Annotated in this window: 27 protein-coding genes; 20 read left to right on the top strand and 7 right to left on the bottom strand. The window is 61.3% G+C overall.

Annotated features, from left to right (window positions below; all coding sequences use genetic code 11):
* Nucleotides 1–21: 21 nt before the first annotated feature.
* The 10 genes from ACSQ2W_RS05950 to ACSQ2W_RS05905 all read left to right on the top strand — a co-directional run bounded on the left by ACSQ2W_RS05950 (nucleotide 22) and on the right by ACSQ2W_RS05905 (nucleotide 11,949).
* Nucleotides 22–714 carry a glutathione S-transferase family protein gene (locus ACSQ2W_RS05950; RefSeq protein ID WP_436085431.1) on the top strand — a complete coding sequence of 231 codons (693 nt, stop codon included), beginning with the start codon at nucleotides 22–24 and terminating at the stop codon, nucleotides 712–714.
* Between the two features lie 67 nt (nucleotides 715–781).
* Nucleotides 782–1,942: a tRNA epoxyqueuosine(34) reductase QueG gene (gene queG / locus ACSQ2W_RS05945; protein ID WP_436087687.1), complete on the top strand. Its 1,161-nt coding sequence runs from the start codon at nucleotides 782–784 to the stop codon at nucleotides 1,940–1,942.
* On the top strand, nucleotides 1,942–2,814 hold the full coding sequence (locus ACSQ2W_RS05940) for an SDR family oxidoreductase (RefSeq protein ID WP_436085430.1): 873 nt from the start codon (nucleotides 1,942–1,944) through the stop codon (nucleotides 2,812–2,814). Before queG ends, ACSQ2W_RS05940 begins: the two co-directional genes overlap by 1 nt.
* 507 nt (nucleotides 2,815–3,321) lie before the next feature.
* The gene (locus ACSQ2W_RS05935; RefSeq protein ID WP_436087686.1) at nucleotides 3,322–3,645 is read left to right on the top strand and encodes a septal ring lytic transglycosylase RlpA family protein; all 324 of its coding nucleotides are present in this window, start codon (nucleotides 3,322–3,324) and stop codon (nucleotides 3,643–3,645) included.
* A 185-nt stretch (nucleotides 3,646–3,830) separates the two neighbouring features.
* Entirely contained in the window at nucleotides 3,831–5,120 is a 1,290-nt protein-coding gene (locus ACSQ2W_RS05930) for an RsmB/NOP family class I SAM-dependent RNA methyltransferase (RefSeq protein WP_436085429.1), read from the top strand.
* Nucleotides 5,121–5,349: 229 nt separating this feature from the next.
* Nucleotides 5,350–6,630 carry an imelysin family protein gene (locus ACSQ2W_RS05925; protein WP_436085428.1) on the top strand — a complete coding sequence of 427 codons (1,281 nt, stop codon included), beginning with the start codon at nucleotides 5,350–5,352 and terminating at the stop codon, nucleotides 6,628–6,630.
* 296 nt (nucleotides 6,631–6,926) lie between these two features.
* On the top strand, nucleotides 6,927–8,435 hold the full coding sequence (locus ACSQ2W_RS05920; RefSeq protein ID WP_436087685.1) for a di-heme oxidoredictase family protein: 1,509 nt from the start codon (nucleotides 6,927–6,929) through the stop codon (nucleotides 8,433–8,435).
* The gene (locus ACSQ2W_RS05915; protein WP_436085427.1) at nucleotides 8,435–9,559 is read left to right on the top strand and encodes an imelysin family protein; all 1,125 of its coding nucleotides are present in this window, start codon (nucleotides 8,435–8,437) and stop codon (nucleotides 9,557–9,559) included. The genes ACSQ2W_RS05920 and ACSQ2W_RS05915 overlap by 1 nt, the downstream gene beginning before the upstream one ends.
* 228 nt (nucleotides 9,560–9,787) lie before the next feature.
* Nucleotides 9,788–10,774: a magnesium transporter CorA family protein gene (locus ACSQ2W_RS05910; protein ID WP_436085426.1), complete on the top strand. Its 987-nt coding sequence runs from the start codon at nucleotides 9,788–9,790 to the stop codon at nucleotides 10,772–10,774.
* A 71-nt stretch (nucleotides 10,775–10,845) separates the two neighbouring features.
* Complete coding sequence (locus tag ACSQ2W_RS05905; RefSeq protein ID WP_436085425.1) at nucleotides 10,846–11,949, top strand: DUF1513 domain-containing protein; 1,104 nt, start codon at nucleotides 10,846–10,848, stop codon at nucleotides 11,947–11,949.
* Nucleotides 11,950–11,955: 6 nt separating this feature from the next.
* Here the strand turns inward: ACSQ2W_RS05905 and ACSQ2W_RS05900 are convergent, their stop codons facing one another.
* Nucleotides 11,956–12,510, bottom strand: a complete 555-nt coding sequence (locus tag ACSQ2W_RS05900; protein ID WP_436085424.1) for an N-acetyltransferase family protein — start codon at nucleotides 12,508–12,510, stop codon at nucleotides 11,956–11,958.
* Nucleotides 12,511–12,771: 261 nt separating this feature from the next.
* On the opposite strand from ACSQ2W_RS05900, the gene ACSQ2W_RS05895 reads away from it, so the two are divergent.
* The 3 genes from ACSQ2W_RS05895 to guaA all read left to right on the top strand — a co-directional run bounded on the left by ACSQ2W_RS05895 (nucleotide 12,772) and on the right by guaA (nucleotide 15,465).
* Nucleotides 12,772–13,158 carry a PaaI family thioesterase gene (locus tag ACSQ2W_RS05895; protein WP_436087684.1) on the top strand — a complete coding sequence of 129 codons (387 nt, stop codon included), beginning with the start codon at nucleotides 12,772–12,774 and terminating at the stop codon, nucleotides 13,156–13,158.
* Nucleotides 13,155–13,793, top strand: coding sequence for a 5'-methylthioadenosine/S-adenosylhomocysteine nucleosidase (locus ACSQ2W_RS05890; protein WP_436085423.1), 639 nt, complete (start codon nucleotides 13,155–13,157; stop codon nucleotides 13,791–13,793). Before ACSQ2W_RS05895 ends, ACSQ2W_RS05890 begins: the two co-directional genes overlap by 4 nt.
* A gap of 109 nt (nucleotides 13,794–13,902) precedes the next feature.
* Nucleotides 13,903–15,465: a glutamine-hydrolyzing GMP synthase gene (gene guaA, locus ACSQ2W_RS05885; protein ID WP_436085422.1), complete on the top strand. Its 1,563-nt coding sequence runs from the start codon at nucleotides 13,903–13,905 to the stop codon at nucleotides 15,463–15,465.
* 244 nt (nucleotides 15,466–15,709) lie between these two features.
* Here the strand turns inward: guaA and ACSQ2W_RS05880 are convergent, their stop codons facing one another.
* Nucleotides 15,710–16,207: an Hsp20/alpha crystallin family protein gene (locus tag ACSQ2W_RS05880; RefSeq protein WP_436085421.1), complete on the bottom strand. Its 498-nt coding sequence runs from the start codon at nucleotides 16,205–16,207 to the stop codon at nucleotides 15,710–15,712.
* A gap of 141 nt (nucleotides 16,208–16,348) precedes the next feature.
* Nucleotides 16,349–16,912 (bottom strand): methylated-DNA--[protein]-cysteine S-methyltransferase, encoded by a 564-nt coding sequence (locus ACSQ2W_RS05875; protein WP_436085420.1) that lies wholly within the window; start codon nucleotides 16,910–16,912, stop codon nucleotides 16,349–16,351.
* Nucleotides 16,913–17,297: 385 nt separating this feature from the next.
* Here ACSQ2W_RS05875 and ACSQ2W_RS05870 point away from each other — a divergent pair, with 385 nt between their 5' ends.
* The 4 genes from ACSQ2W_RS05870 (at nucleotide 17,298) to ybaK (ending at nucleotide 19,110) form a co-directional block, all read left to right on the top strand.
* A complete protein-coding gene (locus ACSQ2W_RS05870) occupies nucleotides 17,298–17,924 on the top strand; it encodes a 2'-5' RNA ligase family protein (RefSeq protein ID WP_436085419.1) in 627 nt (208 codons plus the stop codon).
* An 80-nt stretch (nucleotides 17,925–18,004) separates the two neighbouring features.
* Entirely contained in the window at nucleotides 18,005–18,358 is a 354-nt protein-coding gene (locus ACSQ2W_RS05865) for an ArsC family reductase (RefSeq protein WP_436085418.1), read from the top strand.
* 27 nt (nucleotides 18,359–18,385) lie between these two features.
* Nucleotides 18,386–18,601: a ribbon-helix-helix protein, CopG family gene (locus ACSQ2W_RS05860; RefSeq protein WP_436085417.1), complete on the top strand. Its 216-nt coding sequence runs from the start codon at nucleotides 18,386–18,388 to the stop codon at nucleotides 18,599–18,601.
* A gap of 35 nt (nucleotides 18,602–18,636) precedes the next feature.
* The gene (ybaK, locus tag ACSQ2W_RS05855) at nucleotides 18,637–19,110 is read left to right on the top strand and encodes a Cys-tRNA(Pro) deacylase (RefSeq protein WP_436085416.1); all 474 of its coding nucleotides are present in this window, start codon (nucleotides 18,637–18,639) and stop codon (nucleotides 19,108–19,110) included.
* A 4-nt stretch (nucleotides 19,111–19,114) separates the two neighbouring features.
* Here the strand turns inward: ybaK and ACSQ2W_RS05850 are convergent, their stop codons facing one another.
* Nucleotides 19,115–19,561, bottom strand: a complete 447-nt coding sequence (locus ACSQ2W_RS05850) for a MarR family winged helix-turn-helix transcriptional regulator (RefSeq protein WP_436085415.1) — start codon at nucleotides 19,559–19,561, stop codon at nucleotides 19,115–19,117.
* 75 nt (nucleotides 19,562–19,636) lie between these two features.
* On the opposite strand from ACSQ2W_RS05850, the gene ACSQ2W_RS05845 reads away from it, so the two are divergent.
* Nucleotides 19,637–20,332 carry a glutathione S-transferase family protein gene (locus ACSQ2W_RS05845; RefSeq protein ID WP_436085414.1) on the top strand — a complete coding sequence of 232 codons (696 nt, stop codon included), beginning with the start codon at nucleotides 19,637–19,639 and terminating at the stop codon, nucleotides 20,330–20,332.
* 96 nt (nucleotides 20,333–20,428) lie between these two features.
* A complete protein-coding gene (locus tag ACSQ2W_RS05840; RefSeq protein WP_436085413.1) occupies nucleotides 20,429–21,682 on the top strand; it encodes an aminopeptidase in 1,254 nt (417 codons plus the stop codon).
* An 83-nt stretch (nucleotides 21,683–21,765) separates the two neighbouring features.
* Here ACSQ2W_RS05840 and ACSQ2W_RS05835 read toward each other — a convergent pair whose 3' ends face one another.
* Nucleotides 21,766–22,668: an EamA family transporter gene (locus ACSQ2W_RS05835; protein WP_436085412.1), complete on the bottom strand. Its 903-nt coding sequence runs from the start codon at nucleotides 22,666–22,668 to the stop codon at nucleotides 21,766–21,768.
* A 76-nt stretch (nucleotides 22,669–22,744) separates the two neighbouring features.
* Here ACSQ2W_RS05835 and ACSQ2W_RS05830 point away from each other — a divergent pair, with 76 nt between their 5' ends.
* Nucleotides 22,745–23,239, top strand: coding sequence for a MarR family winged helix-turn-helix transcriptional regulator (locus tag ACSQ2W_RS05830; protein ID WP_436085411.1), 495 nt, complete (start codon nucleotides 22,745–22,747; stop codon nucleotides 23,237–23,239).
* 2 nt (nucleotides 23,240–23,241) lie between these two features.
* Here the strand turns inward: ACSQ2W_RS05830 and hemW are convergent, their stop codons facing one another.
* Both hemW and rdgB read right to left on the bottom strand, forming a co-directional pair.
* On the bottom strand, nucleotides 23,242–24,417 hold the full coding sequence (gene hemW, locus ACSQ2W_RS05825) for a radical SAM family heme chaperone HemW (RefSeq protein WP_436085410.1): 1,176 nt from the start codon (nucleotides 24,415–24,417) through the stop codon (nucleotides 23,242–23,244).
* 14 nt (nucleotides 24,418–24,431) lie between these two features.
* Nucleotides 24,432–25,076 carry an RdgB/HAM1 family non-canonical purine NTP pyrophosphatase gene (gene rdgB / locus ACSQ2W_RS05820; RefSeq protein WP_436085409.1) on the bottom strand — a complete coding sequence of 215 codons (645 nt, stop codon included), beginning with the start codon at nucleotides 25,074–25,076 and terminating at the stop codon, nucleotides 24,432–24,434.
* Nucleotides 25,077–25,089 lie beyond the last annotated feature (13 nt).

Here is a 25,089-nt window from a genome sequence, read left to right as displayed (position 1 = left end):
ACTGACGAAACCCGATATCTCATGCCAACTCTCTACCACCACCCCATGTCCACCTCTTCCCGGTTCGTCCGCCTGATCCTGTCGGAATACGGCTATCAAACGGAACTGGCAGAGGAGCAGCCCTGGGAGAAGCGGCGTGACTTCCTGACGCTCAATCCCGCGGGCACTCTGCCGGTCTACGTCGACGACAGCATGCGGGCGCTCTGTGGCGCGACTGTGATTTCCGAATATCTCGATGAGACCAACGGCGTTCTGAAGCGCGACCGGAGGCTTCTGGCGGAAGACCCGTTCCAGCGCGCGGAAATCCGCCGGCTGGCAGAATGGTTCCTACAGAAGATGGAGGCCGATGTCACGCGGCCGCTGGTCCGTGAACGCATTTTCAAGCTGCAGATGACGCCGGACCAGGGCGGCGGCGCACCCGATTCGAAGGCTCTTCGCACGTCGCGGTCCAACATTCGCCAGCATCTGAAATATCTGGGCTGGCTTGCCGGTTCGCGCACCTATCTGGCCGGCGATCGCCTGTCCTATGCGGATCTTGCCGCCGCCGCTGCAATCTCCGTGCTCGATTATCTCGGCGAGATCGATTGGGCGGAGGTTCCGGCGGTGAAGGATTGGTACCAGCGGCTGAAATCCCGGCCATCCTTCAGGCCGCTGCTTGCGGAGCGCGTGCGCGGCGTTACCCCCGTATCGCACTACGCGGATCTCGATTTTTAGGGCATGATACCGGGAACTGTGAACCAGTTTTTCGGTCGATATCATGCTCCAGCAACAGGAGAACCCCGTGCCGGGCGATGCGCTCCATAGGGAGAAGCACGACAAGAGGCGCCGGACGCTCACCAGCTTCCTCAAGGACGAAGCCCGCGACAAAGGTTTCGACGTCTGCCGCGTAGCGCGTCCAGACTCCATTCCGCAGGCGCCGGGACGTCTCGCCGATTTTCTTGGCGAGGGATATCACGGCACGATGGACTGGATGGCGGAGACGGCCGACCGCCGCGCCGATCCCCGGGTACTGTGGAGCGATGTTCGCTCCGTCGTGCTCTTCGGCATGAATTATGGGCCGGAGGAGGACCCGCGCTCCCTCCTCGAACAGCCCGATCGTGGGACCATTTCGGTTTATGCGCGCAACCGCGACTATCACGACGTCATCAAAGGCAAGCTCAAGGAAGTGGCGACGCGTTTTGCGGCAAGGGCAGGTGAGGACGTCAAAGTCTTCGTCGATACCGCCCCGGTGATGGAGAAGCCGCTGGCTGAGCAGGCGGGCCTCGGCTGGCAGGGCAAGCACACCAATCTCGTCAGCCGCGAATTCGGCTCCTGGCTGTTTCTCGGCAGCCTGTTCACCACGGCGGACCTTATGATCGACGAACCCGAACGGGATCATTGCGGCTCGTGCCGCGCCTGCCTTGATGTATGCCCGACCAATGCCTTTCCGGCCCCCTACAAAATCGACGCGCGTCGCTGCATTTCCTATCTGACGATCGAGCACAAGGGGCCGATCGATCCGGCCTTGCGGCCTTTGATCGGCAATCGCATCTATGGCTGCGATGACTGTCTTGCCGTCTGTCCGTGGAACAAGTTCGCCACGACAGCCTCGGAAATGAAGCTGAAGGCGCGCGAGGATTTGAGAGCGCCGTCTTTGTCCTTCCTTCTGACGCTCGATGATGCTTCGTTCCGCGCATTTTTCTCCGGCTCGCCGGTCAAGCGCATCGGCCGCGACCGCTTCGTGCGCAACTGTCTGATCGCCGCCGGCAATTCCGGCGATGCGGGGCTGATTGATGTCTGCGCGACCTTGTCGAAGGATATGTCGCCAACGGTGCGCGGCATGGCGGTCTGGGCGCTTTCACGATTGATGACGGCTGGCGATTTTGCGAATTTTGCGGCAAGACGGCAGAGCGAGTCGGACGCCGAGGTTCTCGCCGAATGGAAACTGGCAGGAGTTGTGTGATGCATGTTCTCATCCTGGGAGCCGGTTTTTCCGGCTCGGCCATTGCCAAGGCCTTTCTGCCCTTGGCGCAATCGGTCACCGGAACGACGCGGTCGGAAGACAAGCTCGGCGACCTTCGCGAGCGCGGGATCGATGCGCTTGTCTATGACGGCGTTAGCATCTCGCCGGAACTCGCCTCGGTGATGAAGCGGACGACGCACCTGATCCAGTCCATCGCGCCGGGCCGTGAGGGCGATCCGATCATGCGTCCCGAAACACCACCGCTTGCCGAACTGATGCCGAACCTTGAATGGGCAGGCTATCTTTCGACGGTCGGCGTCTATGGTGATCATGGTGGCGCCTGGGTCACGGAGGAGACTTCATTGGAGCCGGTTTCCGCTCGCTCCGTGGAGCGTGTGGCGGCGGAGAAGGCCTGGCTTGCCTTTGGCCGCGACAACAATATCCCGGTCGCGGTGCTACGGCTTGCCGGTATCTACGGCCCCGGTCGCAATGCGTTCTGCAATCTCGAAGCCGGCACGGCGCGCCGCCTCATCAAGCCCAACCAGGTTTTCAACCGCATCCGGGTCGAGGATATCGCGGGCGCGGCACGCTTTCTGGCGGAGAAATCGATCGGTGGCATCTTCAATGTCACTGACAATGAGCCTGCGCCGCCGCAGGACGTCGTTGCCGAGGCTGCACGGCTGATGGGCGTCAGCCCGCCGCCTGAAATCCCCTTCGAGGAGGCCGAATTGTCTCCCATGGCGCGGTCGTTCTATGGCGAGAACAAACGCGTTTCGAATGCGCGCCTGCGCGATCTCGGCTTCGTCTTCCGTTTTCCCGACTATCGGATTTCGCTAGCGGAATTATGGAGTGGCGGGCAATGGCGCGGATGATCTTTCAAGTATAAATGATTTCGAAAGACTATGGGTTTCTTCCGGTAGATCTAAGAATCAAACGCTGAAATATTCGCGTTTTTGGGCGATTTTAATCTATCCAAATTGGTAAGAAAATTTGCATTTGCTCTTTCGGTGATATGCAACCTTAACGGGATATTGCGGTTTTATAGCTTTGAAACAGGCCAAATAAGGCACTTTTCAAAAATTTGAATCATTTTTTATATCCGACCCAGGGTTGGCAGGCGGCCGCCAGGGCATTTTCAGATTAACGTCTGATTCCAAAGCATTTCTGCGCGAATGTGACAGAATTTCAAAATTTCGTAATTTTAATTTTTTGTAGATCTTCAATACTTCCTAATGCAACGTTAAAGGTTGAAGCACTTTTTTGCCATTTTTTCCCCCGACAAGCGCATCTTTAGTGAGACTTAACTAAATTTTCAAACGAAGGGGTCGTCTTTGATCAAGACCAAATTCGCGTCTGCTGCATTGGCGGCAACTTTTGCCTTGGGGGCAATTCTCACATCGGTAACACCAAGCCACGCTGCAGGATCTGGCTGCGGCGGTGCATCCTGGTACGCGCTTTCCTCGCGCACCGCGTCCGGCGAACGAATGAACGCCAAATATCTGACGGCCGCTCATCGGAACCTCAAGTTCGGCACCAAGGTCGCCGTCACCAACAAGCGCAACGGCAAGACGGTTGTCGTCCGCATCAACGATCGTGGTCCTTTCATTCGCGGCCGCGTCATCGATCTTTCCAAGGCCGCCGCCTCCCACATCGGCATGATCCGTTCGGGAACTGCAAGCATCTGCTATCGCGTCGTCAGCTGACGTCCAAAAAGTGCCTGCCCGGTTTTCTTCCGGTCGGGTTTGATCCGGTACGTTCGGAAAGGGCGCTTCTGCCTCCCGTATCGGCCACGACCTCGCATCCAATCAGCAATCGTCACGCGCCGCCGCTTCCCGGCTTGCTCTTGGCGGCCATCACCGCTACCACGGCGGAAAATGGAGTTTGAAAGATGCGACTGGGTGGCAGGCTCGCCGGAGCTATTGAGGTTCTTGCCGATATTGAGGCGCGCAAGCGTCCCGTTGCCGATGCCCTCAAGGACTGGGGACTGGCACATCGTTTTGCCGGGTCGGGCGACCGCGCCGCGATCGGCAACATCGTCTACGACGCTCTGCGCATGAAACTTTCGCACACCTGGCTGATGGACAGCGACACCGCCACGGCGCTCGGTCACGCGGTGATGTTTCGCCAGTGGGGCGTGTCGCCGGAGAAACTTGCCGCAGAATTGGAGGGCGACAAGTTTGCGCCTGAACCGCTCACGCAAGAGAAGAAAGCGGCTTTCGCCAGCCGCAAGCTGGAAGACGCGCCGCTGCATGTGCAGGGCGATATTCCGGAATGGGTGCAGCCGTCCTTCGAGGAGAATTTTGCCGAAGACTGGCTCGCCGAGGCAAAGGCGTTGGCTGGGCGTCCTGCTCTCGATCTGCGCGCCAATACCTTGAAGGCTTCCCGTGAGAAGGTTTTGAAGGCGCTGGAGCGCAGCGGTGTCGAGCCAACGGTGATTGCGCGCAACGGCATTCGCGTGCAGGCGGGCGAGGGGCCGTCGCGCCTGCCCAACGTCACGGCGGAGTTGTCCTTCCAGAAGGGCTGGTTCGAGGTTCAGGACGAAGGCTCGCAGATCGTGGCCGACCTGGTGATGCCGAAAGAAGGCGACCAGATTCTCGATTATTGCGCCGGAGGTGGTGGCAAGACACTGGCCATGGCGGCTTCCATGAACAACAAGGGTCAGGTGCACGCCTACGACACCGACCGCAAGCGGCTGGCGCCGATCATCGAGCGGTTGAAGCGGGCCGGCACGCGCAACGTCCAGGTCCACGACCGCCTGGAAGGCCTGACGCCGCTCATTGGCAAATGCGATCGGGTTCTCGTCGATGCGCCCTGCACCGGCACCGGCACCTGGCGCCGCCGGCCGGACACAAAATGGCGGCTGACGCGGAAGAATCTCGAGGAGCGCCTGGCGCAGCAGCAGGAAGCGCTTGCGGGCGCTGCCTCCTTCGTGCGCCCGGGCGGCCACCTCATCTACATCACCTGCTCGGTGCTACCGGAAGAAAACGAGGCTCAGGTCTACAATTTCTGCGAGGACAATCCGGAATTCGAGATCCTGTCCGGCGCCGATGCCTGGGCAGGTCTGTTCGGTACCGACAAGCCGCAACCCTGGTCTGCCGACATGAAGACGGTGACGCTGACGCCGGCCTCCACCGGCACAGACGGCTTCTTCTTCTGCTTGATGGGCCGCAAGACCTGAACGGCATTCGTGGCTGCCGTGGAATATTGGCTCCTCCCACCCGCTGCGACGAGCTCTCCGTCCCCTCCCATCCTGAAAACGTATAAACTATACACTTTGACACAAGTTTCGTTTTGGTTCATGAAAACCGGGCTGAACAGCCACGTTCTATTTTGGTCCGCGCGATTGTGCGACCGGACGCCGGGGCGCGGGGAACACCGAATTCATTCGGAAAATACCAGGAGAGGTCATGACCACATCATTCCTTCGGAGCGCCGCACTGGCGTTTGCAACCGCAACGTCGATGCTTGCGCTGCAGCCGGCCCAGGCTGCGACCGACGCAGCCGCCGTCGTCAAGCACTATGCCGAGGTGGCACACGCCAAATATTCCGACGCTCTTACGACCGCAGAAGCGCTCGACAAGGCCGTTGATGCGCTGATCGCGACACCGAGCGAAGCGACGCTGAAGGCGGCTCGCGAGGCTTGGCTTGCGGCCCGCAACCCCTATCAGGAAACCGAAGTCTACCGTTTCGGCAACCCGATCGTCGATGACTGGGAAGGCAAGGTCAACGCCTGGCCGCTGGACGAGGGCCTTATCGACTATGTCGATCCGAGCTACGGCGCCGAAAGCGACGAGAACGCGCTGTTCACCGCCAACGTCGTCGCCAACAAGACGATCAAGATCGACGGCAAGGACGTGGACGCAACCAGCATTACGCCGGAATTCCTGTCGAGCACGCTGCAGGAAGCAGGCGGCATCGAGGCGAATGTCGCCACCGGCTACCACGCCATCGAATTTCTGCTCTGGGGCCAGGACCTGAACGGCACCGGCAAGGGCGCGGGCAACCGGTCCTATACGGACTATGACACGAAGAATTGCACCAACGGCAATTGCGACCGCCGCGCCGCCTATCTGAAGGCCGCCAGCGACTTGCTTGTTTCCGACCTCAAGGACATGGTCGCCAACTGGGCGCCGGATGGCGCCGCCACGAAGAATGTCGAAGGCGACGCCAAGGCCGGCGTTGCGGCGATCCTGACCGGCATGGGCTCGCTCTCCTACGGCGAGCTGGCGGGTGAGCGCATGAAGCTCGGCCTCCTGCTGCACGATCCGGAAGAAGAGCATGATTGCTTCTCCGACAACACCTACAACTCGCATCTGCACGATGCGATCGGCATCCAGGCCGCCTATACCGGCGAATATACGAAAGTTGACGGCACCAAGTTGACCGGCCCTTCGCTCTCCGAACTCGTCGCCGCCAAGGATCCGGCGCTTGACAAGGAAATGAAGGGAAAGCTGGCAGCGACGATTACTGCGATGGAAGCGATGGCCAAGCGCGGCCAGACGGTCGAAGCCTATGACCAGATGATCGCCGAGGGCAATGCCGAAGGCAACGCCATCGTCCAGGCTGCCATCGATGGCCTCGTCGCCCAGGCAAAGACGGTCGAGCGCGTCATTGCGTCGCTGGACCTCGGCGCGATCGAGCTTGAAGGTTCCGACAGCCTGGATAATCCTAACGCAGTCTTCCAATAAGAAAGCAAAGGCGGGCCGCCGCTTCCGGTGTGCGGCCCGGTTTTTTCTGAATGCCTGTTTGGCTCGCCCGACGTGTGATTTTGCCGTCTGCCGCTGCACTTTTGCTAGCGGCGGGCGGCTTTTCCGTTTTTGGCGAGGAGCGTGCGGTATTTGGTGCGGCATACCCCCCTCTGTCACTGCGTGACATCTCCCCCTCAAGGGGGGAGATTGGCTCTTTGCCAGCCGATATGTCGGAAACTCCGCAGGCTGAAAAAGCGCTCGAGCTTGCCACATCGATCTCCCCCCTTGAGGGGGAGATGCCCGACAGGGCAGAGGGGGGTAGTGCCCCAGCAATGGAAAGCGGGGTGATAGACGCTCTTGCCGCCGAAGGCCGAGATGACCTTTCCGAGGCCGACCAAATCCGTGTACAGGCCGTAACCCGCCCCGCCGCCAATTTTTCCAAAGCCGAAAAATTCGAAGCGATGTCGGGTGGTGCGGGCACGTCCATCGCCTCGGTCAATCAGGACAGCTTCTCGCAGTTCTCGGCCAATATCACCTTTGCCGAGGAAGAGACGTTCAAGCTCGGCAATGCGCTGTTCCGCAAGCTCTGGGTCTCTTCGCCCTCATCGACGCAGGCGTCGGATGGTCTGGGGCCGCTCTATAATGCCCGTGCTTGCCAGACCTGCCATCTGAAGGACGGGCGGGGGCACCCGCCGGACGGGTCGGCGGACGCGACCTCGATGTTCCTGCGTCTTGCCCGAGCGCCGAAGACCGCGGAGGAACAGGCGGCGATCGCGGCCCACGAGGTGCTGAATTTTCCGGATCCCGTTTACGGCACGCAGTTGCAGGACAGCGCCGTGCCCGGTCTTCCCGCTGAAGGCCAAATGAAGGTCAGCTATACGGAGACCCCGGTGGTGCTGGCGGGCGGCGAAACGGTTTTCCTGCGCAAGCCGCATTATTCGATCGATAAGCCGGGTTATGGTGCCCTTGATGAAGCGACCACGCTGTCGCCCCGCGTGACGCAGGCGATGGGTGGGCTGGGGCTCGCGGAAGCCATTCACTCCGCCGATATCCTGACGAATGCCGATCCGGACGACAAGAACGGCGACGGCATAAGTGGCAAACCGGCCGCGGTGCGCGATCCGGCCTCCGGCAAACTCACCCTCGGCCGCTTCGGCTGGAAAGCACAGAGCGCCACGGTGCGCCAGCAGAGCGCCAACGCGCTGGCGGGGGACATCGGCATCTCGTCTCCGGATGCGAAGCGCAGCCATGGCGATTGCACGGCCGCACAAACCGCCTGTCTCGCCCTGGCCGACGGCGTACAGCCGAGGCTGGGCGATACTGAAGCGCCAGACCCGGTCCTTAATCTCATAACCTTCTACTCGGAGAATCTTGCTGTCCCGGCGCGGCGCAAGGCGGGTTTTGCAGAAACGCTGGCGGGCAAGAAGGTTTTCTATGAAACCGGCTGCATTGCCTGCCACGTGCCGAAATTCGTCACCCGCCGCGATGCCGCCAACAAGGCGCATGCCTTCCAACTGATCTGGCCCTATTCCGATTTTCTGCTGCACGACATGGGCGAGGGTCTTGCTGACGGCCAAAAGGTGGGCGAAGCTTCGGGCAGCGAATGGCGCACGCCGCCGCTCTGGGGCATCGGGTTGACCAAGACGGTGAGCGGCCACACGTTCTTCCTTCATGACGGGCGTGCCCGCAATCTGACCGAAGCCATCCTTTGGCACGGCGGCGAGGCGGCAAAGGCCCGTGACCGGTTTGCCGCACTGGAAAAAGCCGATAGACAAGCCCTGATGACATTTCTGGAGTCTCTTTGATGCGCCACCGGCTTCCCCTGTTTCTCAGCCTTGCCCTCCTGTCGCTGCCCGTCATGGCCGAGGACGTGGATGAGGCGGCGCCGCCACGCGCCGGGCTCAAGCTGGAGGCGGTGCCGGGTGTCATGCAGAAGGCTGTCGACGATTTCATCCGCCCCGGCTACCGGGACCTGACGGAGGGCGCAGAATCGCTTGCCGAAGCGGCCCGTGTGCTGTGCGACAAGCCCTCCGAGGAGACGCTCGGTGACGTGCAGATGACCTTCGACGAGGTGGTCCAGCAATGGTCGACGATCGAGATCGTCCGTGTCGGGCCGGTCATCGAAGGCAACCGGTTCGAGCGGTTCCTGTTTTTTCCGGATCGCAAGAGCACCGGCCTGAAACAGGTCCAGCGCATTCTGGCGACGAATGACGAAACGGCGACCTCGGCCGAGACCCTCAAGGGCAAGAGCGTTGCTGCGCAGGGTCTCGGCGCACTGGAATATGTGCTCTACGGCACGGGCGCGGAGGTTCTGGCCTCGGAAAAGAACGGGTTCCGCTGCCGCTATGGCGCGGCGATCGCCGACAATCTGAAGTCCGTTGCCGCCGAGCTTCATGCCGAATGGGAAAAACCGGATGGCATCCAGTCGGCCTGGAAGGCGCCCGGTCCGGACAACCCACTTTATCGCGACGGCAAGGAAGCCGCGACCGAACTGCTCGGCGTCCTCGTCCACGGCGTCGAAAGCATCCGCGATCAGCGCCTGCGGCCGTTCTATGCCGGCATCATCAAGGGCGAGCCGGACAAGGGACATCCGAAGCTGGCGATCTATTGGCGCTCGGGCAACACCATGCCGGCGCTCTCGGCGAATTTCATGGCACTCCAGACACTGTTCAACACGGCCGACATGCAAGCCCTGCTGCCTGACGACAGACGTTCCATGGCGCGCGCCATCAACTATGTTCTGCAAGCCATCGTCGACGATGCCGATCAGATCGATCTACCGATCGACGAGGCGATCGAAGACGAGGAGCAGCGCGGCAGGCTGAACCGCATCCTGCAGAATACCAATGACGTTCTGCAGCGCCTCAATCTCGATTTCGGCGGCGCCATCGGGCTTGGCGCCGGCTTCTCCTTCGCGGATGGCGACTGAGCGTCGCACCGCGGCCGACGCGGGCCTGCAAGCCCTTGAAACCGGTTGACAAAAACCGAACACAGGCGCAAAGCGGTCACCTGTGTTCCACCCGCGAACACGGCCAAATAAGGATCAACGGATCATGAACCCCGACAGTCGAAGTATCGCTTCGATTTTGCCGACCGTCAGGCCCTGGTAACAAGGGGTCCGCTGGCGGTCGACAGACTTGCCAGAATGGAACCCGATATGCTGCGCATCTACAAAAGCCAGAACAATCACTTCGCCCTGCTCGACGCCACGGACCTGGCTGAAACCACACCGGTCGTCTGGTTCGATCTGTTCAATCCCGCCCAGGACGAGACTCGCGTCGTCGAACAGCATCTCGGCATCGAAATTCCGACGCGGGACGAAATGCAGGAGATCGAACTTTCCGACCGCCTTTATCAGGAGGACGGCGCCGAGTTCATGACCATGACCGCGGCGACCGAGCTCGATGGCGATAACCCGGTCAAAGTGCCGGTCACCTTCATCCTGAAAGGGGCGACGCTGGTCACGGTTCGCCATGCTGATCCGAAGCCATTCCATCTCTATGCCGCGCGCATGCAGCGCCCCAACGGCGTCTCCTGCGAGAGCGGCGAATTGGCCATGCTGGGGCTTCTGGAAGCCATGATCGACCGCACGGCCGATGCGCTGGAGCGCATTGGTAATGAGGTTGACGGCATCTCGCGCGAGGTGTTCCGCAAGAACAATGCCAGCGTCACGAAGAAGACCCGTGACCTCCAGTCGCTGATCGAGCAGATCGGTCAGAAAGGCGATTTCCTGAGCGTCATCCGCGAAAGCCTCGTCAGCGTCGGCCGGCTCGTTGCCTATCATACGGCACTCGACGGGATCGGCACCCGCAAGGCGATCAAGGAAAGCCGCCAGCGGGTCAAGCTGATCCAGCGCGATGCGACCTCGCTTGGTGACCACGCACTGTTCCTGTCGAACAAGATCAACTTCCTGCTCGATGCGACGCTGGGGCTGATCAATCTGGAGCAGAACCAGATCATCAAGATCTTCTCCGTCGCCGCCGTCGTCTTCCTGCCGCCGACGCTGGTCGCCTCGATCTACGGCATGAATTTCGATGTCATGCCGGAGCTGAAATTTGAGTTCGGCTATCCGATGGCGCTGTTGATGATGGTGCTCTCGGCCGTTCTGCCCTTCGTCTATTTCAAGCGGCGGGGATGGCTGTAGAGCAATAGTCCGATGGGCGGTAAAGAGTGTCGCGCTGGTACGCGGCACCATTTTGAACTGGCAGCATTTTCATGAACCTCAATCCCCGCAGATCCATGGGTTTGATCGACCGCCGCGCCTTCTTGACGATGGCCGGGGCGGTCTGGGCGGCGGCGCTTGCGCCGCGGGCCACCTTCGCGCTGTCGCGCACCGATGCCGTCTATGCTTCCGCTTTCATGGCGCCGGATGGCTCCTATGGCGTGGCGACGCTGACGGAGGAGGGGGAGATCATTGCGCGCGAACCGCTGCCGGCCCGTGCCCATGGCTTGACCTACTCGCCGATCACCCACCGCGCGGTCGCCTTTGCCCGCCGGCCCGGCACCTATGCGATGATCTTTACGCCGGATAACAGCGTCGAGCCGATCGTCATCACCTCGGTCGAGGGGCGGCATTTCTATGGCCATGGCTGCTTTTCGGCCGATGGTCGGCTGCTTTATGCGACGGAGAACGATTTCGCCAGCAATCGAGGCATGATCGGCGTCTATGACGGAACGAACGATTTTGTCCGGATCGGTGAATTTCCGTCCTATGGCATCGGCCCGCACGACATGACGCTGTCGGCGGATGGCCGGATGCTCGTCGTCGCCAATGGCGGCATCGAGACACATCCGGATTTCGGCCGCACCAAACTCAACCTCGACCACATGGAGCCGTCTTTGGCGCTGATCGACACGCAAACGGGCGCGCTGATCGAGCGCCACGTCATGCCGGACCACCTGCGCCAGCTTTCCACGCGGCATGTCGATATTGATGCCGACGGTCGGATCTGGTTCGCCTGCCAGTACGAGGGCGCCCGCAACGATCTGCCGCCGCTTGCCGGCTCGTTCGCGCGCGGCGAGGACATCCGCTTTCTCGCGTTGCCGGCGAAGACGACGCTTGCGCTCGCCAATTACGTCGGCGCCATTGCGGTCAATCGGCAAGACGGGCTGGTGGCCCTGACGTCGCCCAAGGGCGGGACGGTGTTGACGGTGGATGCAAAAACCGGCCAAGTCGTCAGGCAGGACAGTCTCGCCGATGCGGCCGGCATCGCCGCCGCCGCGCATGGCTTCATTGCGTCATCCTACCGCGGCCAGTTCGGTGATGCGCAGAGCAAGGTCGCCTGGGACCAGCACTTCGTCAAGGTCGGGAAACTCTGAAAGTGTTCAGGATTGACCATTGGCTCGAGGGACCAAGGCTGCGATATCCTCCCAGAGATAGGCGACCTGCTCATAACTCCGGTCTCCAACCCCGATCCCGCTCGTTCCGATCGCTTTCGCGCCAAGCCGTTCATAAAACCGCCGGTTGGGATTGCCGGCGAGAACCCAGGCAAACAGGGACTTAGCCCCTTGCCCGGCGCATTGCGCTGCCACCGACCCCACCAAGGCGGCGCCGATGCCGGCCCTCTGATGCTCGCTGCGGATATAGAGCGCGTAAAGTTCATGAATATGCGCTGGAACGCGGCCGCGCGGCGGGCCGAAATTGGCGAAGCCGACGATGTTGCTCGTGGCAGGCTCGACGGCGACGAGATAATAGACACCCGGCACGCCCATCCTTCGTGCGAGGCGAAGGGCCTCATCCTCGCGCGACATGCCGTCGAGAAAGGCATCCGCCAGCAGGCCGCGAAAGGTCGAGCGCCATGTATCTACGAGCACCCCGGCGATCGCGAAGATGTCGTCGCCGGTGCCCGGCCGTATGTCGAAGGGCCTGTGTTCATCCATGCAATCGATATGGGGATTGCTGACCGCATTGTCATGCCTGCGCCGGTTTACCCTCTTGGCGTGCCCCTCTCGCCGGCATCGCCTTCGCCCCGTTGCTCTCGATTTTCCTCATCAATTGAGCTTGTCCTTGTTTTCCCGCCATGCAACTGTCTGCTCGCCCGGATATCGGGGCCGGCAAGGTCCATGATCAACGCAGACGATTGAGAGAACACGGTGGAATTTCGCGACCGCATCCGCAACAGTTTCGGCAGGCAGGCCGCCATGGCGACGATCGGCGCCGAGTTGACGCGGGTGGAGCAGGGCTCCGTCGAGATCGAACTTCCGTTCAACGAGAAGCTGACGCAGCAGCATGGTTTCCTGCACGCCGGCATCATTTCCGCGGCGCTCGACGCCGCCGGCACCTATGCCGCCTATTCGGTCATCGATCCCGATGCCTCCATCCTCACCATCGAATTCAAGGTCAACCTGATGTCGCCCGGCCGCGGCGAGCGGTTCCTGTTTCGCGGCGAAGTGACGAAACCGGGCACGACGATCATCGTCTCCGACGGCCGCGGCTATGCGCTTTCCGCAGATGGACCAGCCAAGCTGATCGCCTCGATGACCGGCACGATGATGGTGATCCGCGGACGTGAGGGAATTGAGGGATGACATTCGAACTGAAGCATGTGGCAGGCAGGGCGCTGCTCTATGTCATGGCCGTCGATGCGGAATATGGCGTGCACCTGCGCGAACGCATTTCGCCGCTGATGACCGGCGTCGGTCCGGTAGAAGCTGCCGTGACGCTGACCCGAACCCTGTCGGAGTTGCGCGCCCACAACAGCCTTCCCGCTCTCGTCATCTCGCTCGGCTCCGCCGGTTCCGCGCGATTGGAGCAGGCCGAGGTCTATCAAGCGACCTCGGTTGCCTATCGCGACATGGATGCCTCGCCGCTTGGCTTTGAGAGAGGCGCCACACCCTTCCTCGACCTGCCCGTCACCGTCGATCTACCGCTGCGCATTCCCGGCGTGAAGGAGGCCAGCCTCTCGACCGGCGCCGATATCGTTTCTGGCGCGGCCTATGAGACGATCGCGGCCGACATGGTCGAGATGGAGACTTTCGCCATCCTGCGCGCCTGCCAATCCTTTGGTGTTCCTCTGATCGGCTTACGCGGCATTTCCGACGGCAAGGCCGAGCTGAAACATGTCGGCGACTGGACCGAATATCTGCACGTCATCGACGAGAAGCTTGCTGCCGTCGTTGACGCGGTGGAAAATGCCGTCGAAACGGGCGAAATCGCCGTCTGACGACGCAAAATTGTCGGGGTGCAATGTAATCGTTGCGCTCGGCGCTGCCTTTATTTAAAGGCTCGCCATAGTTCCCCATCAGATGATCCCAAGCCAGCGGAAGCGCGTCATGACAGCGACAGTCCATCCCGATACCGTTCTCATCATCGATTTCGGCAGCCAGGTCACGCAGCTGATCGCGCGGCGCGTTCGCGAAACCGGCGTCTACTGCGAGATCGTGCCCTTCCAGTCCGCTGACGAGGGTTTCAAGCGGCTGAACCCGAAAGCGATCATCCTGTCCGGCAGCCCGGCCTCGACGCTCGATATCGGCTCGCCGCGCGCGCCGCAGGTGGTGTTCGACAGCGGCCTGCCGGTTCTCGGCATCTGCTATGGCCAGCAGACCATGTGCGAGCAGCTCGGCGGCAAGGTCGAGGCCGGCCATCACCGCGAATTCGGCCGTGCCTTCATCGAGATCGACAAGGAATGCGCGCTTTACGACGGCATCTGGACCTTAGGCTCCCGCCATCAGGTCTGGATGAGCCATGGCGACCGCGTGACGGCGATCCCGGCTGGCTTCGAAGTCGTCGCCGCCTCGCCGAACGCTCCCTTCGCCTTCATCGCCAATGAGGCGAAAAAATTCTACGCGGTGCAATTTCACCCGGAAGTCGTGCACACGCCGGATGGCGCCAAGCTGCTTGCCAATTTCGTCCACAAGATCGCCGGTCTCAAGGGCGACTGGTCGATGGCCGCCTATCGCGACAAGGCCATTGCCGAAATCCGCAAACAGGTCGGCGACAAGCGCGTCATCTGCGGTCTCTCCGGCGGCGTCGATAGCTCGGTCGCCGCTCTCCTCATCCACGAGGCAGTCGGCGATCAGCTGACCTGCATTCTCGTAGACCACGGCCTGATGCGCAAGAACGAGGCGGCCGACGTCGTCGCCATGTTCAAGGAGCACTACAACCTGCATCTGGTGCACGTCGATGCATCGGACCTGTTCATCAATGCGCTGGAAGGCGAGAGCGATCCGGAGACCAAGCGCAAGACCATCGGCCGCCTGTTCATCGATGTCTTCGAAGCGGAAGCCAAGAAGCTCGGTGGCGCCGAGTTCCTGGCGCAGGGCACGCTCTATCCGGATGTGATCGAGAGCGTCTCCTTCACCGGCGGTCCGTCCGTCACCATCAAGTCGCACCACAATGTCGGCGGCCTGCCGGCGCGCATGAACATGCAGTTGGTTGAGCCGCTGCGCGAGCTGTTCAAGGACGAAGTCCGCGTGCTCGGCAAGGAGCTCGGCCTGCCAGATAGCTTCATCGGCCGCCATCCCTTCCCTGGCCCCGGTCTCGCGATCCGCTGCCCGGGCGGCATTACCCGCGAAAAGCTCGAAATCCTGCGCGAGGCCGATGCCATCTATCTCGACGAGATCCGCAAGGCCGGCCTCTACGACGCCATCTGGCAGGCTTTCGCTGTGTTGCTTCCTGTGCAAACAGTTGGTGTCATGGGCGATGGCCGCACCTATGAATTCGTCTGCGCCCTGCGCGCCGTCACCTCCGTCGACGGCATGACCGCGGATTTCTACCACTACGACATGGAATTCCTCGGCCGCGCCGCCACCCGCATCATCAACGAAGTCCGCGGCATCAATCGTGTCGTCTACGACGTCACGAGCAAGCCACCCGGCACGATCGAGTGGGAATGATTTGAGGTCATTTTCGAGAACGCTCCGCCTGTAGACTGTGAAGGGTGGTGGGGCCGGCTTTGCCCATCGCCAGCGCCATGAGGCGCGGGAGAAACCGCAGTCAGGTTTCCTCACCGGGCCGTCGGACACCGCCATGCTGATTTCGAACTTCTTGCTCGGTGGAAGTCGAAGGTCGGCGAACCGGAGTGATCCTGGTTCAGTACCGGGCGCGTCACGCGCCCGGTCGGCTCGTCACAATCGGTGTTCAATGGTGGATCGCAATCCGCTTGGCACTTGCCTGCGCCTTTGCGGTCTTCGGCAGCGTAACCAAAAGAACACCGTTGTCGAACTTTGCGTCGACTTTGTCTTCGTCGACCTCGTGGCCGAGAGCGAGCCGTCGTTCAAAGCGTCCGTAGTAGCGCTCACTGAACTGACGATCCTTGTCCTCGGTTTCCGATTTCCTTTCGCCGCGAATTGCCAGGACGCCGTCGTCCAACGTCACCTCGATATCCTTCTCTTCGAGGCCGGGCACTTCCGCAATGACGCGTATTTCTTTTTCGTTCTCCGAGACTTCAACAGTCGGCCAGGTGCCGCTACGCGTCATCATCTGGCCAAATGCAGGCATGTCGAAGCCACGGAAGACTTCGTCGACCATACGGTTAAGGTTGCGGTGCAGCGACAGGAACGGATCCATGTCGTCGCCGCGATAGATGCTGGGAATCGGTTTGCCACGGTTCCATGGAATCAAATCACGTACACTCATTGTCCTTTCCTTTCTGTTTTTGACAGTGATGGGTAATATAATAAACGAGCTTTTGGCCGCTACGTTCCCTTCACTCGCCGTAAAACCGATTTTTTCGTGATGTCGGCGCGTAGCTTTCCGCGCATGCGCAGAGCCGCGAAATCATAGGCCGAGCGATTGCTGTGCCGGCTCCGGCGGCCTGAGATGGACACCTTCCAGTTCCAACATCTGGACCTTGGCAGTCGCGCCGCCGGGCGCCGAAAAACCGCCCACCTTGCCGCCGGCAGCGAGCACCCGATGGCACGGGATGATCAACGGCACTGGATTCTGTGCCATGGCTTGCCCGACATCGCGCGCGGCTTCAGGGCCGGCGCCCAGTTCCTTCGCCAAGGTGCCGTAGGTGGTCGTATGGCCCCAGCCGACGCGGCGCAGGGCGGCATAGATCTGCTTGAAGAATTCGTCCTGCCCGTCAAGATCGAGCCGGACGTCTGAAAAATCGATCTTTTCGCCGTTGAAATAGCGTTTCGCGGCGGTGATGGCTTCGCTTACCGCCGGCGTTGGAGCGGTGCGCTCGGCGTCAGGCATGCGGCGCAGGAGATTTCGCTCCGTTGCCTCGGCGCTGCGGGTCGGCAATTGGAAACGCACGACGCCGACGCCGTTCCAGGCGATACCGCAGTAACCGCCAGCGGTTTCGAAGACGTGATATTTTGGTGCTATCCGGGCCATGCCCAACTCCTTTCAGGTCGTTCCCGCCGAGCGGATCGTGGTATTCGAGCGGCCTGTGAGCATCACGCTGCGGCGCGCTCTCGCCTGCGTCGTTCGGAAAAAGCTTCAGCGCACCCGCCGGCGAGGCGAGGTTTTTGTAAATATAAGCCATGCCCGATCCTCTTCCAGTCTCGTCCTCGATGCCACCCGTTTCTTGCGCAACATACGTGGGATCGGACCAGGAAGCGCCTCTTTTGGCTACTCTCGAGAATTCAACGATTTGCCCAGAAGCGAACATTCCAGGATTATGATCGATGGGAATGGATTCACGATGTTCTTGTTTTGTTCTTGATCTCCCGCGGGACTCGGCTATAATCGCGTCATTCAAAAAGAGATGAGGTCTGGCATGCTTGGAAAAGCCGGGAATGAAGCCGTGCGTCGTGATCGGAAATCGTTTGCATTTGCAAATGGAGGGAATGCGCGAAAGTTCGATGATGCCGGAAGGAGCAATCTGTTTCTGGCAATCGTGCCCGAGCGCGACGTGGCGTTGCAGGCCGTCGAAATCGGCCGCGACGTATCGCAACGACATGGGCTCTCGAAATGTCCCCGTCCGCAGGAGCTTATGCATGTCTCGCTGAATGCGGTTGGGAAATATGCCGATTTTCCAGAGGATCCTGTCTTTGCCGTGTCGGCTGCAATGGCCACGGTCAAGGCCGCGCCGTTCGAGGTGACGTTCGACCGGGTCATGCATTTCGCCAGCACCAACGCGGTCGTGCTCGGCAATGCCGTGCGCAGTGAGGAGATCATGGACCTGCATGTCCAACTGGCCAAGGAGATGTGGGCTGTCGGACTGACCTTCACCTACAATCCTCGCTTCACGCCGCACATGACGCTTTTCTACGATGAGGCGTCTGTTCCCGAGCACAGGCTCGCCGAGCCGGTCAGCTGGATTGCGCGCGAGTTCGTTCTCATCCGCAGTTTTATCGGCAGATGCGAATACGAATATATCGGTCGCTGGCCGCTTCTGGATTGAGGCCGTCGTTAACTGCGGCTTTCCCGATATCCTGCGTCATGCTATCCCGCTTGCCGGCAAGCAAAGGGATGACATGACGCATGAGCGTGACGGTGTACGGCATCAAGAACTGTGACACGATGAAGAAGGCGCGCACCTGGCTGGAGGGCCAAGGCGTCGCCCATGATTTCCACGATTACAAGGCATCCGGTATTTCGCGTGAAGCGCTCCAGCGCTGGTGCGCGGCGCTCGGCTGGGAAACCGTGCTCAACCGCGCCGGCACCACTTTTCGCGCCCTGCCCGATGCCGACAAGGCTGGATTGAACGAAGACAGGGCGATTGCCCTGATGCTCGCCCAGCCTTCGATGATCAAGCGGCCGCTGCTGGATCGTGATGGAACGTTCACGGCCGGCTTCAAGCCGGACGTTTATGAGGGTATCTTTTCTGCTGGATGAGGTTGACGGCGGAAAGGAGGTCTTGAGATGAGCACACTGACGATCCGTCTTCCAGACGATCAGTATCAGCGATTGAAGGCGCTTGCTTCGGCCCGTGGGGTCAGCCTCAACAAGCTTTTTGAAGAGCTTTCCGCCAGGGCGCTTGCAGAGTTCGATGCCGAAGCTCGTTTTCCGCCGGATCGAGAGAGCGAGAGGCGCCGCCTCGGAGTTTTCGATCATCTCGATCGCGCCCATAAGGGCTGAACCGCAACATCCTTTTCGTGAAATTGACGGAAACCATGTCGAAAAGCACCCGTGCGACGCTTGCGCTGACAAAGGCCGGAACCGCCTTTACGGTTCATACCTATGACTATGATCCTTCCGCCGACCGGATCGGCATGGCGGCAGCAGAAGCGCTGGCCGAGGAACCGCGCCGTGTCTTGAAGACGCTGATGGCAGAGGTGGACGGCAAGCCGGTCTGCATTGTCGTGCCCTCCGATCGCGAAGTCAGCATGAAGAAGCTGGCGGCCGCCTTTGGTGGAAAGTCGGCGAACATGATGAAACCGGCCGAGGCGGAGCGGCTGACCGGCTATCATGTCGGCGGCATCAGCCCGTTCGGGCAGAAGAAGCAGGTCCCGACGGCGATCGAGGCAGAAGCGCTCGGCGAGACGCTCGTCTATATCAACGGCGGCCAGCGCGGCCTGCAAGTGCGGCTTGCCCCCGAGGATGCGCGCAGGGCCTTGAATGCGGTCGCGGCGCCACTGATTGCCTGAAGCTTTAGAGCAATCGCGACAGCAAGCCCGCAAGTTGCGCGGCGTCGGCATCCGGCAGCCTTGCGCCGACATGCTTTGCGATCGCCTTGGCGTAGACGTCCCACATCGCCGAACGCAAGGCACGGCCTTTGTCGGTGATCAGCACCCACCGGCCGCGGCCATCGTCGTCGAAGGTCTGGCGTTCGACCAAACCCTCCCGCTGCAGCCGGTCGATCAAGCGTGAGAGATTGTATTGCGCGAGAAGCGTGCGCTCCTCGATCTCGAATGGCCGTAGGCGTCCGGCGTCGGCGCGAGAAAGCTCCCAGAGCACATCGTACCAGCCAAGCCCCGGCAGGCCCGCGGCCTTGAAGTCACGCTCGATCAGGGCGAGCACCCTTTGCTGCGCCCGCATCAGATTGATCCAGGCCTGCGTGGCATTGGTGCTGGGAGCGGTCGCTTCTATCTTAGACATACATGCATATACATCTATATTGACGACGTTGGCAAATGATAATACATGTAGTTGCATCTAAAATGGAGTAAGCCGATGCATTCCGAAAAGCTCACCCTCATCAGCCACTATCTCTGCCCCTACGTGCAGCGCGCCTCGATCGTGTTGGCGGAAAAGGGCGTGGCCTTCGATCGGCGATATATCGATCTCGCAGCCAAGCCGGATTGGTTTCTGCGCGTCTCGCCGCTCGGCAAGGTGCCGCTGCTGGCAGTCCCGAGGGCCGGCCGGGATGACGCGATCCTGTTCGAAAGCACCGTGATCTGCGAGTATCTGGAGGAAACCCAAGCGGGTGCGCCGCTGCATCCGGCCGATCCGCTGACCCGTGCGCGCCATCGCGGCTGGATGGAATTCGGCTCATCCATCCTTGCTGATCTCTGGGTCTATGAGACGACGAAGGACGCCGAACAGTTCGAGGCAAAGCGCCAGGTGCTCGCGGCAAAATTCGCTACGCTCGAACAGGAATTGGGCGAAGGACCCTATTTCGCGGGTGAGCACTTCCGCGTGGTCGACGCCGTCTTCGCGCCGGTGTTGCGCTATTTCGAACTGTTCGAAAGCCTCTTCGAAAGCGGCATCTTCGCTGGGCTGCCGCGCGTCAACGCTTGGCGCCAGACGCTTGCCGTCCGGCCAAGCGTCGTCGAGGCGGTCACCGCGGACTATCAGCAACGCCTGCTCGCCTTCCTGCACCGGCATGACGCCCATCTTTTAGCGCGCGGCAAGCTGGCGGCGGCCTGATTGATGATGTGATCGGCGGTGATCGCAAAAGCCTTCTGTTTTGGTCCGAAGCGCATTAAACAGGTGGTTCGGACTAACAAGTCAGCAGGATATGCGATGACCTTCCATTCCCCCGCCCATCAAGCCGTCGATCCCGTCAAACTGGAAAAGCTCGCCGAAGTCGCCGTCAAGGTTGGCTTGCGGCTCGAGCGTGGACAGGAACTGGTGATCACGTCTCCGATCGCCGCCTTGCCGCTTGTGCGTTTGATCACCAGGCACGCCTATATCGCCGGCGCCGCATTGGTCTCTACCTTCTATTCGGATGAAGAGACGACGCTCGCGCGCTATCAATATGCGCCGGAGGAAAGCTTCGACCGGGCGGCGGACTGGCTCTACGACGGCATGGCCAAGGCGTACGGCAAGAATGCCGCCCGCCTGGCGATCTCGGGCGACAACCCGATGATGCTGGCAGCCCAGGACCCGGCCAAGGTGGCGCGCGCCAACAAGGCCAATTCGATCGCCTACAAGCCGGCGCTGGAGAAGATCTCCAATTTCGACATCAACTGGAACATCGTTTCCTATCCGAACCCGGCCTGGGCGAAGCAGATGTTTCCGGGCGATCCTGAACACGTTGCCGTCGAAAAGCTCGCCGATGCGATCTTCGCCGCCTCGCGCGTCGATGTCGAGGATCCGATCGCGGCCTGGGCCGAGCACAACGCCAATCTCGCTCGGCGTTCGTCCTGGCTGAACGCCGAGCGCTTTGCCGCGCTGCATTTCACCGGTCCGGGCACTGATCTGACCGTCGGCCTGGCTGACGGCCATGAATGGCACGGCGGCGCCTCGACGGCCAAGAACGGCATCACCTGCAATCCGAATATCCCGACCGAGGAAGTCTTCACCACGCCGCATGCGCTCCGCGTCGAAGGCCATGTGTTGAGCACCAAGCCACTGTCGCATCAGGGCACGCTGATCGACAATATCCAGGTTCGTTTCGAAGGCGGACGCATCGTCGAGGCGAAGGCCACCAAGGGCGAGGAAGTGCTGAAGAAGGTTCTGGATACCGACGAGGGTGCGCGGCGTCTCGGCGAAGTGGCGCTGGTGCCGCATTCCTCGCCGATCTCGGCGAGCGGCGTCCTGTTCTACAACACGCTATTCGACGAAAATGCCTCCTGCCATATCGCGCTCGGCCAGTGCTATTCGAAGTGCTTCCTCGACGGCGCGTCGCTGAGCCAGGAGCAGATCAAGGCGCAGGGCGGCAATTCCAGTCTGATCCACATCGACTGGATGATCGGTTCCGGTAAGGTCGATATCGAGGGCATCCGGCCGGACGGCGCAAAGGTTCCCGTGATGCGCAAGGGCGAGTGGGCCTGACCACCGTCGGGATCATCGGCAGAGCCGGCTGACCGGGCGGCTCTGCCTCGATCTCCAAGCTTACGCGGCGAGGAAAACAGTGGTTAGGACCTGACGGGCAGGGCTGCCATGGGAGCGGTCGCTCGTCGCGCCATCTGCGTCCGTTGTGCCATCCAGACGCTGACCAGCACGGCCGCCATGCCGATGATTTGAGCCGGCGAGAGATTTTGCCCAAGCACGCTCCAGCCGAGCAGCGTCGCCACCAGCGGGCTTAGGAAGCCGAGGGAGGCAACGGCGGCCGGTTCGAGCTTCGAAAGGCCGCGAAACCACAACAGATAGGTGAAGGCCGCGCCGATCAGGCCGAGCCAGGTAATGCCGAGGACATTTGCCAGTGTCGGCGTCGGCAGGGCGGGTTCAAGCAGAAGTGCTATTGGCAACAGCAGCAGGCCGCCGGCCGTCAGTTGCCATGCGGTAAAGGTCAGGCTTGAAACCGGCGGCGCCCAGTGCCGAGCCAGCACCGTTCCGAAGGCCATCGACACCGCGCCGGCCAGCCCGGCGATGATGCCGATGGGATCGAGCGCTGCCGATGGCGTCAGCACCAGAAGGCCGACCCCGGCCATGCCCACCAGACCAGCCGCGATAGCCAGCGGCCTGATTGCCGTGCCGATCAGCAGGCGTGCCAGCGCCACGACGATCAGCGGCTGGATGGCGCCGACCGTTGCTGCAACCCCACCCGGCAGGCGGTAGGCGGAGATGAACAGCATCGCCCAGAAGAACGAGAAATTGAGCGCGCCGAGAGCGAAGCTCCGCAGCCACCAGATGCCCCGCGGCAACTGCCGGACGATCAACAGAAGGATGATGCCGGCCGGCAGGGCGCGCAGCATGGCAACCGTCAGCGGATATCCATGCGGCAGGAGTTCAGTGGTGACCAGATATGTGCTGCCCCAGATGGCCGGCGCGACGGCTGTCAGGGCGATATCGGTGAGGGAGGCGGATTTTATCTTCATTTAAAGTATCTCGATTTCAAGATAAATAAGCGTACCATCATTTATCTTGACGTCAAGATAAAATTTTCCTACGACGATGGTCATGGAAAAGGATCATGTCGATAGAATCCTGGAGCAGTGGCGCAGGGAACGCCCGGACCTAGATGTCGAGCCGATGGGGCTGCTCGGGCGGCTGGCGCGGCTCGCGACCTATCTCGGGCGTGAGGTCGAGAAGACATTCCTCGAGTTTGGCCTGACGTCCGCCAATTTCGATGTGCTTGCAGCGCTGCGGCGGTCCGGCACGCCCTATCAGCTCTCGCCCGGTGATCTCCTGGCAACGATGATGATCACCTCGGGTACGATGACCAACCGCATCGACCAGCTGGAGAAGGCCGGTCTCGTCGAGCGGCTGACCAATCGCGAGGATCGGCGCAGCGTCCTGATCGCCCTGAAGCCGGAGGGGCTCGATCTCGTCGAGCGTGCCGTCACGGCCCATGTCGCCAACCAGCATCGGCTGACCGCGCACCTCGAACCGGACGAGCGGGCAACGCTCGGCATGGTCCTTAGAAAATATCTTTCGAAGTTTGAATAGGATCAGCAGGCAAGGTCCGCGACCACCGCATCGAGGATCAGCATGCCGGAGGGTGTGCAGCGCAGGCGGGAATTGCCAAGCCGTTCGATGAAGCCGTGCTCGATGAGGAACTGCTCGCGATCCGGGTCGGGCTCGCGGCCGGAGAGGCTTTGCCAGCGCACGAGGTCGATACCCTCCCTCAGCCGCAAGCCCATCAGCAGCAGTTCGTCGGCCTGTTCGTCGAGACCCAGAACCTCCTGGTCGATCATGCCGTGGCCGTTTTCCTCGACCAGTTTCAACCATTCTTCCGGTTTGCGCTCGGTAGCGGTGGCGATCTTGTCGCGGCCCATGCTGAGCCGCCCGTGCGCGCCGGGGCCGATGCCGGCATAGTCGCCGTATCGCCAGTAAGTCAGGTTGTGGCGGCTTTCGGCGCCGGGGGCGGCATGATTGGACACCTCGTAGGCCGGCATGCCGAAGCCCTCGGTAATCTCCTGCGTCGCCTCGTAGAGCACGGCCGACTGCTCGCCATCCGGAACCACCAGCTTGCCCGCCTTGTGCAGGCCGTAGAAGGGTGTGCCTTCCTCGATTGTCAGCTGGTAGAGCGACAGGTGATCGACGGCGTAGGAGACGGCCTGCTTCAGCTCCTGTTCCCAATCCGCGACCGTCTGGTTCGGGCGGGCATAGATCAAATCGAAGGACATGCGCGGGAAGATGTCGCGTGCCAGCCCGATCGCCTTCAGCGCGTCTTCCGTATTGTGCAGCCGGCCAAGGAATTTGAGGTCGCGGTCATTCAACGCCTGGACGCCGAGCGAGACACGGTTGACGCCGGCAGCCCTGTAACCATGAAAACGCGTTGCCTCGACGCTGGAGGGGTTGGCCTCCATGGTGATCTCGATACCGTCAGGCACATGCCAGAATTTCGCGATACCGGTGAGCACGGCCTCGACCGTTGCCGGATCCATCAGCGAGGGCGTGCCGCCGCCCATGAAGATGCTGGTGACGGTGCGCGGGCCGGAAAGGCGGCGGGCTTCCGCCATCTCGGTCAGGAACGCCGAGACGAAACGCGGCTGGTCGACCGGCTGATGCCGCACATGGCTGTTGAAATCGCAATAGGGGCATTTGGCGGCACAGAAGGGCCAATGCACATAGACCCCGAAACCGGGGTCGGTGCTGTCGCCAATGGAGGAGAAAGTGGCCATAATGTTTCGTTCTTTCAGGCCCCGAGGCAGGTCTCGGCAAAAAGCTTGAAGGCGCGGGCTCGGTGCGACAGCGCTTCCGTATCGCCATGCTTCCAGCCGTGCTTCGCGTCGGCGCTCATTTCGCCGAATGTGGTGTCGTAACCGAGCGGTTGAAAGACCGGGTCGTAACCGAACCCTTGTGTCCCGCGCGGCGGCCAGACGATGTGGCCTTCCACCTCGCCACGGAACAGCTCTACATGCCCATCCGGCCAGGCGAGGCAGAGCACCGAGACGAAGCGGCCGGTGCGCCGGTCGAATGCCGTAGCACCCGCTTCCTGGAGCGCTCTCTCGACCTTTTCCATTGCCATGGCGAAATCGCGCGTGCCGTCGGCGGTTTCCGCCCAATTGGCAGTGTAAACGCCCGGATCACCGTTCAGCGCATCGACTACAAGCCCGGAATCATCCGAAAGCGCCGGCAGGCCGGAGGCCTTCGCCGACGCTAGCGCCTTGATCGTCGCGTTTTCCTCAAAAGTCGTTCCGGTCTCGTCCGGCTCGACAAAATTGAGGTCGGCGGCGGATTTCGCCTCGAAACCGAGCGGGCCAATCAGGTCGCGGATTTCGCGGATCTTGCCGGCATTGTGGCTGGCGACGATCACGGTCTTGTCTTCAAGTTTGCGCATCTGCGTCTTTCTC

The sequence above is a fragment of the Pararhizobium sp. LjRoot255 genome (assembly GCF_964252905.1).
Classification (GTDB): domain Bacteria; phylum Pseudomonadota; class Alphaproteobacteria; order Rhizobiales; family Rhizobiaceae; genus Pararhizobium.
The sequence above is the reverse complement of the archived record's forward strand: the minus strand, read 5'-3'. Positions and strand labels throughout refer to the sequence as shown.